We start from the raw sequence: 18,836 nt of genomic DNA, 5'->3' as shown, positions 1-18,836 counted from the left end.
TTGGGTTTTTCAGCCTTGATCACTCTCGTCAACGTTCCTCCAGGCCCAGCAGGCGACTGAAGAACGGTGACGCCATCATTTCCTGCCAGTCGTGCCGGTTGCCCAGCATGGCAATGCACAAACGCCCCATGACCTCAATATATCGGGGCATCTCGGTATGTTCCGCCTGCATGCAAAACTGATAACCGAGATGCTCGATGCCCTGTACCAGGGAGGTCAGCGCCAGATCATCCGGCGGCGTCCGGCCATGCTTGACCATACTGTCGTGCAAAATGGCAACGATGCGCTGGTTGTGTTCATCGCGATACCGCGAAACCGGTGATGACAGGTCATGCAACTCGCGAAACCGCGCCTCCATCAGCAGGCCCTGTGATCGTCCCCAGTTCAGGTAGCCACTCAGGGCCATGGGCAGATAGTCATAGAATTCTTTTTGCGGTTGCTGGAAGACTTTTACGAATAACCGCTCCACATCCTCGTTACAGAGGCGAACAATGTCGTCGATCACATCCACGGCCGAGGAAAAATATTTGTAGAAGGTTGGCCGGGACACCTGCGCCTGCTTGAGAATCAACGCCACCGTGGTGCCATAAGTGCCATGCTCCCCGTATACCTCCCGGGCCGCGTCGATGATGCGTTCCCGGGTGTCCACGGTTTTTCCGGCAGGCCTTCCCCGCCGCTTCTTTTGCCCTGAAGCAGGCTGCATATCTCTTATCCTTAACACTCATGTTACTTTACTACAACTGGCCGACCTTTCCAGTCACCCCCCAAGGAAGGCCAGCTTTCTTGGCTCCAGTACTTTATTCGTAATCCGTGCACAGTTAACAGCGAACCTTTCCTTGCTTATAACAAACAAATATTAACACTACTGTTAATTAATGATTGCGATTCCTTTAAGGTGGATTCACTCCTGACCAGGGAGCGCTCGGCGAAGACCTGGCAGTACCGCCGATAACAATAAACAACAAGGTGATGCCAATGATTTTATCCCGAAGAGCGCCGCTACGGGCGCTAAGTCTACCCCTTTGTCTGCTGCTGTCAGCTCTCAGCTTGCCCGCGCACGCCGGATGGTTCGACTGGCTGTTCAAGGATACCTATACCGAAACCCGTTATCCCATCGTGCTCAGCCATGGCCTGTTCGGCTTTGATGACATTGCCGGCTACAACTACTGGTACCGAATTCCCGAAGAGCTGCGCCGCAGTGGTGCCGAGGTGTATGTCACCCAGGTGGCTGCCGCCAACAGCACGGAAGTACGCGGCGAGCAACTGGCCCGTCAGGTAGAGACCATCCTCGCCGCCACTGGTGCGGAAAAGGTCAACCTGCTGGGCCACAGCCATGGCGGCCCCACGGTTCGCTACGTGGCGTCGGTGTACCCGGATTATGTGGCATCCGCCACCGCCGTGGCCGGACCACATACCGGTGCCCGCATGGCCGATGTATTGCTTGGGGTGCAAGAAGCCTTGCCTGTAGCTGCGAATCTCCTCGGCAGTATCGTCAATGCGGCAACCGGATTTCTGGACCTGATTTCCGGTGGTGGCTACGAGCAGGATTCACTGGCAGCCCTCTATTCCCTGTCCACTCAGGGCAGCACGGAATTCAACAACCACTACCCCGAAGGCCTCCCGGAAGATGCCTGCGGCCACGCACCGGAACAGGGAGATAACGGCGTGCGTTATTACTCCTGGTCCGGCGCCAAGCCGCTGACCAATGTGCTGGATATCAGCGACGCCGGTATCGGCTTGATCTCCCTGCTCTACCTGGGCGAGAAGAACGACGGTCTGGTGTCCAGCTGCTCCAGTCATCTGGGCCTGGTGATCCGCGATGACTACCGCATGAACCACCTGGATGAAGTGAACCAGATCGCGGGTCTGGTCAGCCCCTTTGAAACCAACCCCACCGCCGTGTTCCGCCAGCATGCCAACCGGCTGAAGAACCGCGGACTCTGAATCTGGCAAAACAAGAAAAATAACGGGAGAGTGTTTTTTTAGGGCGCCTAAGTGCGCCCTTTTCTTTGGTTCTTCGCGGCGGAGAGAAAATGCTGCGATGACCTTTTTGATCGCAAACACCTGCGATACCCAGGACGTAGGGTGTCACTGAGCCTAAGGCGAACTGCACCATCAAACGCCGAATCGGTGCAGTTCGCCTTAGGCTCAGTGGCACCCTACGCCATCTGCCCGTCCTCGCCGCTATTTCCCGGGCAGGCTTCACACTGTCGTGCAACCGACACTAGCTTTTGCGAAATCCAGAAAGGATACTGGCCGGCTGCTTTTTTTACGCAGCCAGCTTGACCTCAAGTCAGGTTGAGACTTTAGGGTTCTTTAACCGCTGCCGTGTCGAAAAACGGGCATCGGAAACGACAACCTGATATGCCCTGTTGCGAGGAAGACACCATGCCCACCCCCCAAGCCGCCACCCGTCGCGAGTGGCTGGGACTGACGGTGCTGATGCTGCCCACCGTGTTGCTGGCCCTGGATATGACCGTGCTGCATCTGGCAGCCCCCCATCTCAGTGCCGACCTGCAACCCACCAGCGCCGAGCTGCTGTGGATACTGGATATCTATGGCTTCATGATTGCCGGCTTCCTGGTGACCATGGGCACTCTGGGCGATCGTATAGGTCGGCGGCGCCTGTTGCTTACCGGGGCCACCGCCTTCGGTATTGCCTCGGCCATGGCGGCCTTTGCCACCAGTGCAGAAATGCTGATTGCCACCCGCGCGTTACTTGGCATTGCCGGGGCCACGCTGATGCCGTCGACCCTGTCGCTGCTGAGAAACATGTTTCAGGTGGAGCAGGAGCGCACGGTGGCGATTACCGTATGGATGACCGGTTTCATCGTCGGTAGCGCCATTGGCCCGTTGGTGGGCGGTGCGCTGCTGGAGTTCTTCTGGTGGGGCTCGGTGTTCCTGCTGGGGGTTCCGGTGATGTTGTTGTTGCTGGTGTGCGGTCCGCTGCTGTTACCGGAATTCCGCGATGAGGATGCCGGCGCCCAGGACTGGACCAGCGCCCTGCTGTCCGTGGTCACGGTACTGGCGGTGATCTACGGCCTGAAAGACATGGCCCGTAACGGAGTGTCATTGATGCCACTACTCTCCATCGCGCTGGGGCTCGCTATCGGCGTGCTGTTTGTCCGTCGCCAACGGCGGCTGGCCGAGCCCATGTTCGATCTTTCGCTGTTTGCTATCCGCACCTTCAGCACCTCGGTGGCTGCCATGCTGCTCACTATCCTGGCCCTGTCCGGTGCCTGGCTGATGGTGTTCCAGTACCTGCAAGGCGTGCTCGACCTGTCGCCGCTGGAGGCCGGGCTGGTGATGCTGCCGCCGGCGCTGGTGCAGACCGTGGCGTCGTTACTGGTCCCCCGGCTGACCCGTTACCTGCCCCACTGGCAACTGGTCAGCGCCGGGCTGATGATGGCGGCAATCGGTCTGCTGATCCTGCTGCTGGTGCACAGCCCGGCCCAGATTCCCTTGCTGATCCTGGGGATGACGGTGATGGGGGTGGGCGTGATGCCGATGATGATTCTGGGCACCGACATGGTGGTCAGCGCCGCACCGGCACGCAAAGCCGGCGCTGCCTCAGCCACCTCGGAAACCGCCACGGAACTGGGCATGGCACTGGGGATTGCGGTGATCGGCAGTATTGGCGCGGCCGTCTACCGGCAACATATGCTGGAGCAACTCCCTGCAGGATTGCCTGACGAGCTGTCACTGGCTGCCGGGGATACCCTGGGCGGGGCCATCGGTGCCGCCGCACAGTTGGGACCGGAGCTGGGTGCGTCGGTGATGGCCGCCGCCCGTGAGGGGTTCAGCCTGGCCCTGCATACCAATTCCGCCATTGGAGCAGGGATTCTGGCGATGACCGCCGTACTGGTGGCCGTGATGCTGCACAAGCGCGCTCCGGACGATGCAGCAAGCGCCGAGCGGACGCCGCCTACTTCACCCGATCAACAATAACCCGGGTGTCTCCGGCCTCTGCCGGGCCGGCACCGAAGGCCGCCACCAGGGTAAGGCCTTCGCCAAGACGCACCTGCTGGCGAATTCTGTGGCGGCCGTCACCACTGCTGCCGTAGGCAATATCCAGCGAAAAGCTGTTGCTGCCCAGCCGATCGATGGCCACGGCATAGCCGTCACCGCTGGCCTGCCAGTGGTGACGGCTATCACTCTGATACAAGCGAATCACCCAGTCCCGACCACCATCATCACTACGTTGATTCACCACCCGGATCCCACTGTCTGGCACGCCATAACGCTCCATCACCAGAAAGTGAAACGCACTGGCAATCGCCACCAGACACACCACAGCGCTTATCAGCAGACGCCATTTACCTGTCATTGCCGACCTCTATCAGCGATTTAAAATCCATTGTTTCAATTCCGTTTTCCGGGGGGCCTCTGCGTAACTCCTTGCATGCTCAGCGAGACCTGAAGTGTGCAGCTGTTGTGTTTTGTCGTGACGGACAGGGTGGCTCCCTTTCCTAGCGACAAAGCGCAGCAGATGTGCGCTTCAGGTCTCGCCCTCCGGGGCTTTCAGGCTGGCCCACACTCGTTGTTGCCGTTCTTTGAAGGTATAAGCCTCGACAGGCCACCAGCATGCCTTCAAAAGTGCGCCTAGATTGTGAACCAGCCTGAAAGCCTGAGCATACAAGGAGTTACGCAGGGGCCCCCTACTGTCACAGTGGAATTGTAATTTTCGACCAACAGGCGTTAAGTGGATGGCAGGACCATTGGAGAAAGGTGATATAACAATGAAAATGCATATCATGCCAATTCGCCGGAACCTGAAGTTCCATGTTCCGGATGAAAAGGTACTCAACTGGCACAGTTGGGGCCCCACGGTGACCCAGTTCTTCAACACCCTGTCGCTGTTTTTCCCGGAAGGTGAGCGCTTCTTTATCAATAGCGTGCGCAAGTATCGCGACCGCATCGACGACCCGGAGCTGCAGGAGGCCGTGCGGGCCTTTATCGGCCAGGAAGCCATGCACGGGCGCGAGCACGAGGACTACAACCAGAAGATGGTAGAGGCCGGCCTGCCGGTGGATACCCAGGAAGCCATTGTTTCCAAACTGCTGGATGTGATTTCCAAATACACCCCCAATGCCCTGCAACTGTCTGCCACCGTGGCACTGGAACACCTGACCGCCATTCTCGCCGATATCCTGCTGCGTGAGCCGGACCTGATCGATGACTCCGACGAGGCCTACCAGCGCCTGTGGCACTGGCACGCCCTGGAAGAAACCGAGCACAAGGCGGTCGCTTTTGATGTTTACCAGACGGTATTCGGTAGCGGTATCAAGGCGTGGGCCCTGCGCAGTGTGGGCCTGATCCTGGCCACCACCATTTTCTTTGCACTGTTCTACCCGTTTTTCCTAATCAACACCTGGAAGGTGGGCCAGCTGTTTAACCTGAAAGGCTGGTGGCTATCTTTCAAGTTCCAGTGGCTGAAACCGGGCGGCCTGCGCCGGGTGGTGATTCCCTGGCTGGATTGGTTCAAACCCAACTTCCACCCCTGGGACCACGACAACCGGGAGTTCCTGGCAGAAATGGATACCCTGATCGGCGACGCGGACGGTTACCAGAAAAACGAAGCCGCCTGATACAACGCGATAAAGCACCCACAAAAAAGCCCCGGAACATTCCGGGGCTTTTTGCTTAAGGAAATTCTTGAAGAAGCAGCACTGTGCCAACGTCTTCGTCAGGCGAGCATGACTTCCCACAAACCCTGACGCTGGGGTTTGTGGGAAGCGATGTTTACATCGCGAAGGGTCTGCACCGGCACAGACCTTTAGTGAACGATATAACCGGAAAATTCCAGCTAGCTGGGTAGGGTGAATTAGCCGCAGGCGTAATCCACCACCCAACCCTGTCACGCATAATCAACGCGATGAGGGTGGTGTCTCGGACCACGAAAAAAACCGCAAGCAGGGTCTTCACCACAGAGATTCAGAGTTCACCGAGCCTGTTTTCCTCTGTGTGCTCTGTGACCTCTGTGGTAAATCCATTGCCTTTACGGCCTCTACTTTTTCACCTCCACCCATTGGCCCTTGCTACGCGCCTGACGGCGTCCGTCGTACATGGCTTCCACGGTCCAGGCCGGCAGGTAGAAGCGGCCGGCGAAGGAGGCGTTCAGGCCCACCCTCAAGGTCAGGGCATTGTTGCTACCGGGTTTCAGGTCGAAGTAATGCATCACCCGGTCATCGCGCAGATCCTGATACGTCACCTTCTCGTTGTTGTCCGCGCTGCCATCCAGACGGCTGCTGGTGAGCTGCCAGCCGGAGGGCAGGATCTGGGTGAGCGCCACATCGTCCAGGGTGCGCGAGCCGGTGTTGGTCACCGTCACTTCCGCAGTGAAATCCTGCCCCTGAGTCAGGCTGGCCGGATTGATCGGCGTGTCACCCACCAGGAACCGCACTGTCAGACTCAGGCCTTCGCTCACCGGCGCTTCGTTGCCCGGCAACGGGGTACCGGTCTGGCTGAGGGTGACGAACAACTTGCGGTCGCTGTCGTTGCGCACACTCAGCGACTGTTTGTCATCCCCTTCCCTGCCGCCGGCATTGAGCGGCTGGCGGGTTAGCGGCGAGGTGGCGGCGATATCCTGCCAGCCCTGTTTGCCTTCCTGCCAAGCAAAGCGGTAACCGTGATCGCCCCCCTGACTGCCCGCATAGCGGGCCATGGCCATCAGTGACCAGGCTGTGGTCTGGGTGCTGTACCAACTCTGACCGGATAGCTGATCGGCAATATCGCGGGCCAACGACCAGGCCTGCTGCTCCCGATTCTGTGCCTGAGCCACCGTCAGGCGAATGGCCTGATCACGCAGGGAGGAGCCATAGGTGTAACTGGCACCGTCATAGTCCAGGTCATCCACATTCAATGTGGTCAGCTCTGCTGCCACATCGCTGAGCCCCATCTGCTGATAGGCCGCCGCCAACAACCAGCGACCGCTGTGGTAACTGGCGCTGCGAGGGTAATCCTGCTTCGCCATCTGCAGGCGCTCACGCAGGCGATTCATGGCACCCACTTGGGGCTTGCCGGCCAGAGCCAGGGTGTACTGGCGATAGGCTTCCGCGCTCCATTCCCAGGGACGGTCCCCCAGGGTCTGACTGCGACGTGTCTGATAGTCGACCCAGTCATTCATCATGCCCGCGGGCACCGCATACCCCAGCCTTCTTGCCTCCAGCAGGAAGTGACCAGCATAGGTAGAACCCCAGTCATTGGCCTGTGCCTGACCGGGCCAGTAGCCAAAGCCGCCATTGGCTAGCTGGAAGCGTTTGAGCCGTTCGATGCCGGCGGTAATGTTGGTCTGGATCTCCTGCTGCTGTTGCTCGTTCAGTTGCACCAGCTGTTTCAGGTACAACTGCGGCAGCACCGACGAGGTGGTCTGCTCGATACAGCCGTGGGGATAACGCAGCAGGTAGTTCAGCCGCCTCTCCAGGCCCATGGCCGGCAAGGCGCTCACGGTGAGATTGGCGCTGTTGGTGCCGGTCATACCGTGGGGCTGGTAATCCAGCGCCCAGGCTTCGCCTTTCTCCAGCACCTTGAAGGTGTCGCGGGTGGTGGGCGGGTTGGCTGCCCGCACCGGCAGGTGCACGGTTTCGCTGGCGCGATGCTTGCCGCCCGTGGCTGTCACCGTTACGGAGCCGGTACCCACCCGATCGTTGGCACGCAGACGCAGCATGGCGATCTGGTCCGACGGCCCGGTAAAGGTCATCTCCGCCGCACCGGTTTCCACACTGAACAGGTCATCATCCGCCTGCACGGACAGCGTGACCTGTTTCACCGTGTCGTCGGTGACGAACACGGTCACCGGCAGATCCACGGTTTCGCCGGGGCCCATGATCCGTGGCAAGGTGCTCAACACGGCCAGCGGCTGGGTGACGGTGATGTCCTGATCCGCCTTGCCGTAGGCGCCGTTGTCGCCGGCCACCACCATGGCCCGTACCTGGCCCATGTAGGGCGGCAAGGTGATTTCATGGCTGGCCTTGTCACCCGCGTCCAGGGTGAAGGGGCCGAGGAATTTCACCACCGGCGGGAAACGACGGCGCTGTTTCTCGCGGCCATCATCGGCGCCATCGGAGCCCCCCAGGGCCAACAATCGGTCCAGCTCGGCCCCGTAGGCACCGACCACCATGTCGAACAGGTCCCAGGTGAGTACGCCCAGGGCCTCGCGGCGATAGAAGGCGCTGTGGGGGTCCGGGGTGCGGTAGTTGGTCAGTCCCAGCAGGCCTTCGTCCACCAGCGCCAGGGTATAGGTCATGGCCTTGCCCTGCTTTTCGCTGACGTCCACGGTGAAGTTTTCTTCCGGCTTCACTTTTTGCGGGGCTTTGATCTGCGGCTGCAATCGGGTGGCCGGGTCTTCCACCAGTAACGGCACGATGCCATACAGGCGGATGGGGCGATCATTGTCCCGCTGGTGCGGCTGCAGCAGGGCCACATGCACATACACATTGGGCGCCATCTCGGCGGTGACCGGAATCTCCAAAGTCTGCGCCTGGCCACTGGCCGGCAGCCAGTAGTGATCCAGCACCCGGGAGCCGTTCTCCAGACTCACCAGCAGGCGACCTTCACTGACCGCGGGCAGTTCCACCCGGGCGGTGTCTCCCACTTGGTAGCTTTCCTTGTCGGCGGACAGGGACAAGCGGGTGGCGGCATCCTGGCTGCCACTGGCCTGGTCGCTGCTCCAGCCCAGATACACCGTCTGCGAGGTGCAATGATCGCTTTGCCGGTCGCAGATACGGATCAGGTGACGACCCCAGTCATAGTTGTTGCCATCCAGAGTCCATTGGCCCCGGCCTTGTGCATCCGTGGTCAGCTGTGCCTGGGTAACCACCTTGGTATTGGGGTCGCTGATGAAATTGCTCAGGTCGTCGCCGGAGCGGTCCCACCACCAGCGCCAGTCGATTTCGTAGATGGTGATATCCAGCGGCCGGCCAGCCACCGGCTTGCCCTGACTGTTCACGCTGATCAGGTCGATCGGGTGCCTGCCCTCGCGGGACAGGGCGCCGCCCCAGCCGCTGCCCTGCGGCACCTGCATGCCAACCCAATGTTTGAAGGGGTAAACCGGCACACTGCGAATCTGGGTGCTGTAGTCGCCGCTGTTCTCGAACACCCGGGTGGTGAGGGTAGCGCGCAGCATGCCCGGGGTCTGTTCCACCGGAATGGTAAGCGGGAAGCTGGCCTTGCCTTGCCCGTCCACATGGGCCTCGAAGGCAGTGAAGGGCTCGCTGCTGAGAGCGCGGGTGCTGTCGTCAAAATGGTAGGCATTGAGGCCATCGAAACGAGTCGTGGTCGCCGCCACCCGCACTTTCACATCCGCTTTCAGGTTGGCGGCGGTGGCGCCGTTGAGCCATTGGGTAAACAGGCCCACCTGGGCGGCTTCATTGGCGGGCAACTGCTCGGGCAATTCCAGGTCGATCTTCAGCCGGTTAGGCTTGATCGCTTCCACCCGCACCGGGGTATCGAAATAGCGCTGCCCCAGCCGGGCCACCGCGCGCCAGTTGCCAGTGGGCGCGTCTTCACTGGTGCTCAGCGTGAAGGCATAGAAGTCCCCCACTGGCTGGTCGAGGGTGTAGCTTTTCACCTTGTTTCCACGGGGATCGAACCAGTCCAGAGTGAGCGGGTGGTCGTCGGGCAGCACGTCGTTTTTATCTTCGAGAATAAAGGTCAGGTGGATGTCATCGCCCGGGCGCCACACATCCCTTTCCCCGTAGAAGAACCCTTTCAGACCGTCGCGCACGGTCTGGCCGCTGGTGTTGAACTGGTTGGTGGGCAGCGCACGGTTGCGAGCCACTTTCAGGAAACCGGTGTCGCGGTCTTTTACCGCCTGGAGATAGAAAGGCGTGCCATCCAGCTTGAGGCTGGCCATGCCCTCTTTATCGGTAAGGCCCATGCCCACCTGTTGCTGCTGGTAATTGTAGGCCTTCACCACCACCTCGGCGGCGGGCTCATTGTTGTCCAGGGTGGTGGCCACCACGTGCAGGATATCGTTCTGGCCGCGCTTGGCGATCAGGCCCAGGTTAGAGGCCAGGAAGGCGCGAGTGCTGCTGGCAAGGTCGTTATAGCGGTAGTAGCTATCGGAGCAGGGATTGTCCTGTTCGTACCAGCTCAGATAGCCGGCATCGCGATAATAGTTGGCCAGGCTGTCTGGTTGCTCCTGTTCCTGCCCCGGGCCTTCGTAGTTGTCCGGCAGGGTTGTGTTGCGGGTCAGGGTATTATCCGGGCAGGCATAGGTGATGTCGTCGCCATCAATGGTCAGGGTGAGATGCACCAGGCCATCGGGGTGTTTGGCCATCAGCTCGGTCAGGTCCAGATGGTAGCGCTGCCAGCCGTCGCCGTTGGCGGGAAGCTCAAGGGTTTTCTGCCACAGGTAGCGACCGGTGCGGGTGTCCATGTCCCCTTCGTCCAGCTCACTGCCCTGCAAATAACGGCCGATATTGTCGTCAAACACCCGGAAGGCCTGCACCTTCACCGAGCGAATACCGACGGCTTCAAAGGGGACGCTGAGCTGCTTGCCGTCCGGGAGGATGGTGCCCTTGCCGGCAAAGCGCACACCGGGCTTGGTCATCATCAGGGTGACGGTTTTTTCCAGTTTCACCGCCAGCCGGCCATGGCTGGCGGAGCGCAGGCCGGCATCGATCACCAGCGCTACATCCTCTTCCTTGTCATCCTGGGGATAGACCCGCAGGCGGCTGCCGTCCACTTCCAGGCGTGGCGCCTTGCCGTTCAGGGTGACCAGGCCATTGAGGTTCTGGGAGCCTTGCAGCGCCTCGGAAAAATTCACTTCCACATGGGGTTTGGGGTAGTTCACGGCCCGCACATTGGTGACTTCGAAGGCCGCTATCGCAGGGACGTTGTAATGGCGCTCACCCTGATTTTCCACGCCCAAGGAGCTGCCATCCCAGCCCAGGGTCACCTGGCTGGCCTGGTCGCCCCGACGGATACCGGATACGGTAAACCCATGGCGCAGGCCGGCCTTGTCGTGCTCCCAGCTTATCGGCAGGGTCTGATTGTCCTGGCTGGCGCGCAGGCTTTTTTCCACCCTCTCTGCGTCTGCCAGATCCCGGGTTTCCAGGCTGCCGGTTAGCACCATCTGCTCCCCGTCATCCGCGGGCAACAGGGATTGCACGGTCAGGCTCAGTTGCTGACGCATGACCTGCAACGGCAATTGTGCGGTGGGCAGGGTTTCATCCACGCCGTTCAGCCCCTGGGCATAGAGGATCAGGGTCACGTTTTCACCGGCGGGTAGCGGCTCTGAGGGGCGTATTTCCAGACGGTCTTCAGCAGTAAAGCGAATGTCTGCCGGTATGTCCGGCACCAGCCGGGCGACACCGGAGACCGGCTGATCAAGCTTTTCTGCCGCAATGACCGGGTGATTGAAGCGCACCACCAACGGGGCCCGGGCACTGATCACCCCGGAGGGAGCAGACGCCAGGTGAGCCTGCCAGCGGTCATCCAGCTGTGCAGGCGCGGGCTGCGTGGTTTGCGTGTCCGCTTTATCCTGCCTGGGTGGTGAGTCGCTGCCTCCCTTCTCTCCGGTATCACAGGCGCCCAGTGATAATGCCAGACACAGCATCAGTAACCGAAAAAACGGCAATCCCCTCGTTGACATAATACGCTTCCAATGCAAATTGATGATCAGGCCAAACATAGCACAACCGTCCTGCAATTCGCGGACAGATCGACCACAGTGTCAACGGTTTGGCATAAGCGAAACACCGGATTAAGCGGAGTCCTGTCGTGATGCAGAAAAAAACCGGCTGGGGGCTGGCAGCCCTGGCCATGGCGTCGCTACTGGCCATCGGGTGGCTGGCCCCCCAGGACCCGGATGAGGCGCGCTGGGAGGACTACCTTGACCGCATTGCCCGGCTGAGCCGACAGGCGCTTCCCGAACGTGCCCCGCTCCCCCTCCTGCCCTACCCCGGTGCCCGTGAATTGCGGCTGCCGCTACCGGAACACCGGGTGGATATGCTCGACTATCTGGAGCTGCGGCACTGCGGTCTGATGGAACTGATCAGCCAGCGCAACAGCTCGCTGGGCAAGCTGCAGGCGGATTCCTTACGGCTCAGTCATGAACTGGCGTTTATTCAACAGGCACGCACCTGCCTGGAGGAAAACACCCTGGACGACCCGGAGCTGGTAACGGTCATGTCGCAGGTGGTGGCCGAAAAGGAAGCCGCGTTGCCGGCCCTGTACTGGAATGTGCTTGCCAACAGCGAGGAAATACGGCGCTTTTTCAGTCAGTCCCCGTCCGCCAGTGTCGGCGACACCAGCGCGGCCTTGCAGAGCCTGCAACAACTGAGTCACACCGTGATTGCCCATAAACAGAGCGGCGCGGTGACGCCGCTGAATCTGGAGCCGCTGCTGGAAACCCTGGCCCATAATCAATCCGGCGGCTACCTGCTGCGGCGCATGGCGCTTTCATTGCGTGAGCTGGAGCGTGGTAACCAACTCCTGGCGGGCATTGATCCGCAACGTCTTTGTCCGCGCAACCAGGCCAGCACCCGGGCCCGGCGCTTGCGCAATGTGCTGGACAAGGTGTGGGGCCCCAAGGTGCAGCAGGCCTTGGCGCAAAGCCGTCGCCAGCGCCAATCACTGGCTGACAGCCTCGAACAGATGAACGGTCTGCTGGGTTCGGCCCCCGCCCCTTTCACCCGCTGGCGACAGCATTACTTCGGCCCGAATGGGGTGGAAAGCCGCATGGAGCATGCTCTGGAGCGCCATGTAACCCTGTGGCAGGAGCACTTGCGGGCCTGCGGATTGATGCCAGAAAAGCCCTGATACGGGGTTTATATGCACTTCCGTGCAAAAATTGACCTGGCGGGCTAAACAAAAAGTCTACAAAGCGAATGTTTCGGCGAACAAGTGTCCACATAATCCCAGGCGTCGATGAGGTCCCATCCATCGACTCCGGAGTTTTACTCCGTGATAGCTCTCCCGAGCCAAACTATTACGGCGCCTTATGGCGCCGTTTTTTTTAGCTTCTAGCTTCTAGCTTTGATCGTCCTGCGGACGATGCCGTGCTTCGCACGGTTCGCCATGCAAGCATGGGCTCCTACAGCGGCTTCGTAGAAATGACGAGGTCTCGGGAACGTCTCAACCTTTCCCTATCCAACCGAGCGTAGCTCGTAGCTCAATGCAGCATAAATGTGCTGTACTCCAGTTCCCCCATCTTCCGGTTCACCAGCCACAACCCCAGCATCACACACACCGCTAGCGACAGCAGGAAACCGAAGCCGAAGAATTGCGGGCCCAGGTACAGGCTGATGCCGGTAAAGATCACGTTCAGCACGAAGAACAGGCCGGTGAGCAATACCAGCATGCGGCGCTGGTCCAGGTAGCAGAACACGTTGATGATGGCCAGGAACACCACCTGTAGGGCGGTGGCCACCAGCTGTACATTGAGCAAAGGCAGGTAGAGATCCGTGATGCCCAGGGCCGCGAAGATCTGGGCGCCGGCCACCATGATCACCAAGGCGGAGATGGCCTGGATCTTGAGGATCTGAAAGATGCCCTGGCGGATCACGAACACCATCTGGTTGCGCATGTCCTCGATATAGGACAGTGAGCCCCCTTCGCGCACCGCATCATAGAAATTGCTGTAGTACTCCACAAAGTCGGTTTCCATACGCACCAGAAACACGGCCATGCCGGGAATCAGCGACAGGTAGGACAGGAACACCGGGATGTCATAGATCAGCGAGGCGTGCAACGGACCTATCACCTGACTACCGGTACCGCTGTAAAACCAGAACATGGCCTTGTCGGCCCATACCCCGGCGTTGTAGAAAAAACCCACCAACATCAGGCTGGGATACAAGTAGCGGAGTCCGAACATCTCGAAGGACACCATACTGAGTGCCGGATAACCACGCACGATCAATACCAGCATGCCGGCCAGCAAGGTCACTTGCCCCAGCAGAAACCCGAGCAACAACCCTTCAAGATCAAGAAATCGCAGTAACAGTGCCCCCACCACGGTAATCCCGTAGCCCAGGGCATACAGCACCAGTATCGCCTTGTACTGTTTCATACCCGACAGGAACACGGTGGCAATCCAGATGTTGCACAGCACCACAAAGCTGGCCGCCATCAACACCCGGAACAGGATGCTCTGTTCCGGGAACAGGAACACCGCCGCCGCTAACGACAGCACCCCGGAAATCACCGTGACCAGCAGCGTCACGCCGCCATAGTTGGGCAGAATCAGGTCCTCGCGCTTCTCGAAAGCGCGGTCAGCACAGAAACGGGTAAAGGCCAGTTGCACGGTACCGGTGAGCACCAGGCTGATCGCGATCAGATAGGTGACGGTGACCTGGAACTGGGACACGGCGATATCCGGTACCACTGCCCCCAGGCTGAAAATACCGATGATCAGGATGCCGATAATCGACAACACCCAGGGCCCGGAGCTGATCACACCGGCATAGGCATAGGCACGGATCAGACCCAGCAAGGTATCCTTGCGCAGGAGTTTTCGCAGTTCGAACCCGATACCTGCCATTAGCGCTCCCCTTCCAGCAGCCCTTGATACAGCTCACGGTAGGAGCCAAACATCTGCTGCTGGGTGTACAGGGTTTCCACCCGGCGAATGCCGGCCTGCTGCGCCTCGTGCCAGGCCTGCGGGTCACTGAGTAACTTGGCCACCGCCTTGCCCAGGGCTTCCGGGTCAGCAATACCCACCACGGAACCGGCCTTGCCAAACGCCCGATCCTCTTCATCGAGCCCTTCAATCAATTGCCGGCAGGAGCCCACATCCGTAGACACCGCCGGCACGCCCGCAGCGAAGCCTTCCAGCAACACCAACGGCAAGGCTTCACTGATGGAGCTGAGCACTACCACGCCCACTTTTGGCAGCAACTCATCGATCTTCTGAAACCCGAGAAACTCCACATTCTTTTCCAGGCCCAGGCTGGTTACCAGAGAGCGGCACTCTGCGGCGTATTCCTTGTCTTCATCTTCGGGACCGGCAATCCAGCCTTTGGCGTCCGGTATTTCGTTAACCAGAGTACGCATGGCACGCAGGAAGGTTTTGACGTCCTTGATAGGCACTACCCGGCCGATCAGGCAGGCCGACTGGGGTATCTCGGCACCCCGGGCAGCACGGACCTTTTCCATGCGTGGCAGGTCGATGCCATTGGGAATATTGAGCGTGCGCTCGGCGGGCGCGCCATCTTCCACCTGCCGTTGCCGGTTGCGTTCATAAAGGGCCACGATGCGGTTGGATGACTGGTAACACTCGCGGCCCAACTCGGTAAAGAAGTTCACCCACTTCTCGCGGAAGTACGCCATTTCCGCATTGTTCTTTTCCACCAACCCGCGGTTATCGCTGATCCATTCACTCTGGAACAGATCAATCTTGCGCTCCTTGGTATAGATGCCGTGCTCGGAAAGCAGCAAAGGCTTGCCGGTGCGCCGTTTCAGCATGGTGCCCAGAAAACCGGCATACCCGGTGGAGATGGTGTGATACATGCGCGCCGGAATCAGGTTCGAAGCGATGTCATTGAGCACCCACAACGGTGCATGCATGATGCGAACCGTCCAGAAATAATCCACAAAAGACGGGTCCCGACTGTACTCCCGGTAGGCATCGGAAATGAAATCCCAACTTGCCCGGCTGTACAGAAATGACTCCTCAGAATAACAGCAGCCATCCCCCAGGTTATCCAACGTCTCGCCAAGCAGGGCTTGCCGCTCCGAAGAATGTTTGCCGGAGCGCATCAGCTCGTGGAAACGGCTCAGCCGATGATAGGCGGCGGCGTCCCCTTTTTTCGGTTTTTTCTGCGCGCCACGCTGGAAGTTATGCAAATAATGCACCTCCAGATGCACCACGTTGTCCGGCAGGGTGTATTTCATCTCGCCATAGTCTTCCGGGCGACTGCCGATGAAACAGCAGGCAAACGTATATTCAGGAAAACCGCGAATGATCTGGTTTACCCAGCTCGACACCCCGCCGCTGACATAGGGAAAGGTCCCCTCCAGCAACAGACAGATGTCCGCCTTATCCGCTCTGGGCAGCGCCATAGCCCCTCCAGTACTCCACGGATTTATTCAGGGCAGTAAACTGACTGCCCTCCGGAATCTGTTCCATTAGTAAGCGCACCATCGGCAGTTGCCGTCGTTGCAGGGCGATTTCCGCCAGCCAGGGATTTACCTGGGCCGGAGACAACCCTAGCCTGCGGGCAAATATCAGGGATTCATGGGATTCCCCCAGGTTTCCCTGACTCATCTTGATACGCCCGCGCAATAACCACAGCCCCGCATCTTCGGGGGACTCCATCAGCCCCATATCGGCATAGAAGCTTGCCCGTTCCAGAGTCAGGGTCATGATGTCGCCGCGAACCAGGTCCTGATAACTCAGCTCCCAGTACAACTCGGCAAGGCGCCGGGCAAGCCGGTAGCGACGAGACTCCCTGGCCCGCTCCAGCAACTGCAGAACACGGTCAATATCGCGGGTAATTTCCTTTTCCTTCTGATCGAGAATACCGTAGGCAAGCAGACGCAAATCCTCATAGGAATCCCCCAGCGAATCGCGCAACAGTCGGCCGGTAATGCGCCCGGGCATGTCCTTGAGTACCAGCATCCCCTGAATACGCAAAGCGTTGGGCGCCGTCTCACTGGTGAGTAGCGTTTTCAGATCAATCTGCCGAAAACCGGCGCTTTGCTGATTGTTCACCGGCGTAAAGTAGGGCTTGGCCACCTGGGAAAACGGCAGCGGCATGAACAATGCCGGCAGCATCACACCCAGAGCAATACCACCGACAATGGTCAGCAGCCCGATCGCCGGGATAAAAAAGGCAAAGGAAAAAATCAGTGCCAGTGAAAAGACTTTCGGCTCCCGAAAACGGGCCGGAAGAAAGGTCCACGCCACGGCGGATAACAAGGCCGACGCCAGACCATGGGCGACAAGGTAAAGCAGAAAATACGACAGCGAGCTGTTCTGACTGAGCAACAGCAGCAGGGAGCCGAACTCCGCACTGATCGCATAGATAAGCAGCTTCCAGCTAGACACCGGCCACCCCCAGCAACTCGCGGAGCTGGTCGCCAGAATCGCGCTCATCCAGTAATCGATGGTAGTACTTCACCCCGGCCTGGCGGAGACTGAAGAAGGCATAATCTTCCTGTAGCCATTTCTCCGTGCGCAGTACAAAACCTTCCAGACTGGAATCACCTGTCATCGGCATCATGATCATCAGCACGTTGTCATGAACCCACCAGGCCAGATCGAGACTGCGCAGGCCCCGCGCCAACGCTTCCAGAATCTGCGCAGCCTGTTCGCTGTCGTCAGCCACAAACAGGGTCAGGGCGGTGTCCACCCGCGCTTCACCGCGCAACCGGGAAAGCGCCGTCAATTCACTGGCAAAACGGGTGGGCAGGTTGGGCCAGGTATCCAGCAGGCTGTCCACTTCTTCCCCGTAGTGCGCCACATCCGCATAGAAGTTAAGCAGCACAGATAGCAACTGCAGGTTTTCATAATTCATGGACAGGAACGGCAACCGCTCCACCACCAGCACACCGATCATTTCCCCGGCACTGTTGGTCACCGGTGCGGCCACCAGATAGCGGCCCACATAGGCGTCATCCTGGGTATTCTGCTGCACATGAGCGAGCATCTTGATATCCAGGGCATGGCCGAGTAGAGCATCGTGCTGATCCAGGGGCTTGTTCTCCCCCAGCAGGGCGGCGGCCTGGTCACTGATCTTGCCGTCCAATACCGGATAGAGAGCGGCGCGCTGCAATTGACAGTACTCCGCCAGCAAATTGATCAGATCATCCGCCGCCGGCAGGATTGTGCTGTCGCTTTCATCAAGAGTCAGATCGCGCAGACGGAACAGGGCATCGCGCACGGTATAGGGCCTGACCAGCAGATTCTCTTCCAGGCGATCATGGGAAAGACGCAACAGTACATGGCGCTGGGTCAGGTTTTGCAGACGTTCCAGAGCGTAACTGGCGGCGCTTTCCGCCCGCTGCAGACGCACCCGCCACAGGTCAGCGAATTCACCGCAGACCAGGCTGAGAATAAAACCGCCCAGCATGGTGCCTTCGGGGAAATCCCAGTCCGCATAAAAGTCCATATTGCGGAGTACCAGCCAGCTGGCCAGCAGACACAGCATGCCAAACACACCGGCAAGGCTACCGTAACGCAGCGACACCAGAATGGGCACGAACAAGCCCCAACGGAAGTTGGCATCCAGCGCCAAGGGGTCCTCGGAACGCAACCACAAGCCCATGGCCACTGCCGCCAGGGTCAACAGCACCGCCTCGAGCACCACCCACAAGGGTCTTGCCGGCGGAGCCACCAGGGCGGGGATGACGGTGTTAGCCAGCCACTTCCGCATCAGCGAATGACCGGAGCCAGCAGCTTGTCGATGACTTTTTGCCCGGTCTGGCTGAGCGACGTTCTTGCCCAGCCAGCACGAGCACCGGTGCCGCTGTAGACGATGTTACCGGAAGGCAGTTCGCGGATTTCCAGCATCACACCCACCGCCGGCTCGCCATCCACACCTGTCTTGTAGCGCCATTCATGCACCACGCCGCTGACCACATACTGGGCCGATTGCGACTGCACCCAGCGATCCATTTTTTCCCGGTTAGCGGAGGAAGACGCCTCGAACAACAGGCCGTCATTACCGGTTTCCGGATAACTTTCCACCGCGGTCACACCCTGTCGGTAAAGCACGGCTTCCACGATAGCCGCTGCCCGCAGCCCCGCCTGGGGAGTGGCGGTGCGATTTACCAGCGGCAACACTAGCCAGGTACCTTCCGCGTCAAGGGAAACTCCCTGACTACTGCGTACATGGGTGCAACTGGCCAGCATCAGCGCCAGCAACAAAGCAACAACCTGTTTCATC

The 18,836-nt window shown here is 59.5% G+C and carries 12 protein-coding genes; 4 read left to right on the top strand and 8 right to left on the bottom strand.

Translation table 11 applies throughout. The features are described from left to right. Positions 1-28: 28 nt before the first annotated feature. The gene (locus tag Q0Y02_RS12180; protein ID WP_297768686.1) at positions 29-703 is read right to left on the bottom strand and encodes a TetR/AcrR family transcriptional regulator; all 675 of its coding nucleotides are present in this window, start codon (positions 701-703) and stop codon (positions 29-31) included. A 272-nt stretch (positions 704-975) separates the two neighbouring features. Between Q0Y02_RS12180 and Q0Y02_RS12175 the strand changes: the two genes are divergently transcribed. Both Q0Y02_RS12175 and Q0Y02_RS12170 read left to right on the top strand, forming a co-directional pair. Then, positions 976-1,944 (top strand): triacylglycerol lipase, encoded by a 969-nt coding sequence (locus Q0Y02_RS12175; RefSeq protein ID WP_297768683.1) that lies wholly within the window; start codon positions 976-978, stop codon positions 1,942-1,944. A gap of 444 nt (positions 1,945-2,388) precedes the next feature. Beyond that, the gene (locus tag Q0Y02_RS12170) at positions 2,389-3,948 is read left to right on the top strand and encodes an MFS transporter (RefSeq protein WP_297768680.1); all 1,560 of its coding nucleotides are present in this window, start codon (positions 2,389-2,391) and stop codon (positions 3,946-3,948) included. On the opposite strand, the gene Q0Y02_RS12165 is transcribed toward Q0Y02_RS12170, so the two are convergent. Continuing rightward, positions 3,926-4,327, bottom strand: coding sequence for a hypothetical protein (locus Q0Y02_RS12165; protein ID WP_297768677.1), 402 nt, complete (start codon positions 4,325-4,327; stop codon positions 3,926-3,928). The genes Q0Y02_RS12170 and Q0Y02_RS12165 overlap by 23 nt on opposite strands. Positions 4,328-4,739: 412 nt before the next feature. Here Q0Y02_RS12165 and Q0Y02_RS12160 point away from each other — a divergent pair, with 412 nt between their 5' ends. After that, complete coding sequence (locus tag Q0Y02_RS12160) at positions 4,740-5,588, top strand: metal-dependent hydrolase (protein WP_297768675.1); 849 nt, start codon at positions 4,740-4,742, stop codon at positions 5,586-5,588. A gap of 419 nt (positions 5,589-6,007) precedes the next feature. Here Q0Y02_RS12160 and Q0Y02_RS12155 read toward each other — a convergent pair whose 3' ends face one another. After that, a complete protein-coding gene (locus Q0Y02_RS12155; RefSeq protein ID WP_297768672.1) occupies positions 6,008-11,596 on the bottom strand; it encodes an MG2 domain-containing protein in 5,589 nt (1,862 codons plus the stop codon). A gap of 131 nt (positions 11,597-11,727) precedes the next feature. Between Q0Y02_RS12155 and Q0Y02_RS12150 the strand changes: the two genes are divergently transcribed. Continuing rightward, positions 11,728-12,765 carry a DUF3080 family protein gene (locus Q0Y02_RS12150; RefSeq protein ID WP_297769434.1) on the top strand — a complete coding sequence of 346 codons (1,038 nt, stop codon included), beginning with the start codon at positions 11,728-11,730 and terminating at the stop codon, positions 12,763-12,765. Positions 12,766-13,117: 352 nt separating this feature from the next. Here the strand turns inward: Q0Y02_RS12150 and pelG are convergent, their stop codons facing one another. From pelG to Q0Y02_RS12125, 5 genes are read right to left on the bottom strand one after another with little or no spacing between them, the layout of a single operon-like run. Continuing rightward, the gene (gene pelG, locus Q0Y02_RS12145; protein ID WP_297768670.1) at positions 13,118-14,488 is read right to left on the bottom strand and encodes an exopolysaccharide Pel transporter PelG; all 1,371 of its coding nucleotides are present in this window, start codon (positions 14,486-14,488) and stop codon (positions 13,118-13,120) included. Beyond that, complete coding sequence (pelF, locus tag Q0Y02_RS12140) at positions 14,488-16,008, bottom strand: GT4 family glycosyltransferase PelF (RefSeq protein ID WP_297768668.1); 1,521 nt, start codon at positions 16,006-16,008, stop codon at positions 14,488-14,490. The genes pelG and pelF overlap by 1 nt, the downstream gene beginning before the upstream one ends. Further along, the gene (locus Q0Y02_RS12135; protein WP_297768665.1) at positions 15,986-16,996 is read right to left on the bottom strand and encodes a hypothetical protein; all 1,011 of its coding nucleotides are present in this window, start codon (positions 16,994-16,996) and stop codon (positions 15,986-15,988) included. The genes pelF and Q0Y02_RS12135 overlap by 23 nt, the downstream gene beginning before the upstream one ends. Next, entirely contained in the window at positions 16,989-18,323 is a 1,335-nt protein-coding gene (locus Q0Y02_RS12130) for a PelD GGDEF domain-containing protein (RefSeq protein WP_297768662.1), read from the bottom strand. The genes Q0Y02_RS12135 and Q0Y02_RS12130 overlap by 8 nt, the downstream gene beginning before the upstream one ends. After that, the gene (locus Q0Y02_RS12125) at positions 18,323-18,835 is read right to left on the bottom strand and encodes a hypothetical protein (RefSeq protein WP_297768658.1); all 513 of its coding nucleotides are present in this window, start codon (positions 18,833-18,835) and stop codon (positions 18,323-18,325) included. Before Q0Y02_RS12125 ends, Q0Y02_RS12130 begins: the two co-directional genes overlap by 1 nt. Between the last annotated feature and the right edge of the window lies 1 nt (position 18,836).

The organism is uncultured Alcanivorax sp. (genome assembly GCF_947258575.1).
In the GTDB taxonomy this organism is placed as follows: domain Bacteria; phylum Pseudomonadota; class Gammaproteobacteria; order Pseudomonadales; family Alcanivoracaceae; genus Alcanivorax.
The sequence above is the reverse complement of the archived record's forward strand: the minus strand, read 5'-3'. Positions and strand labels throughout refer to the sequence as shown.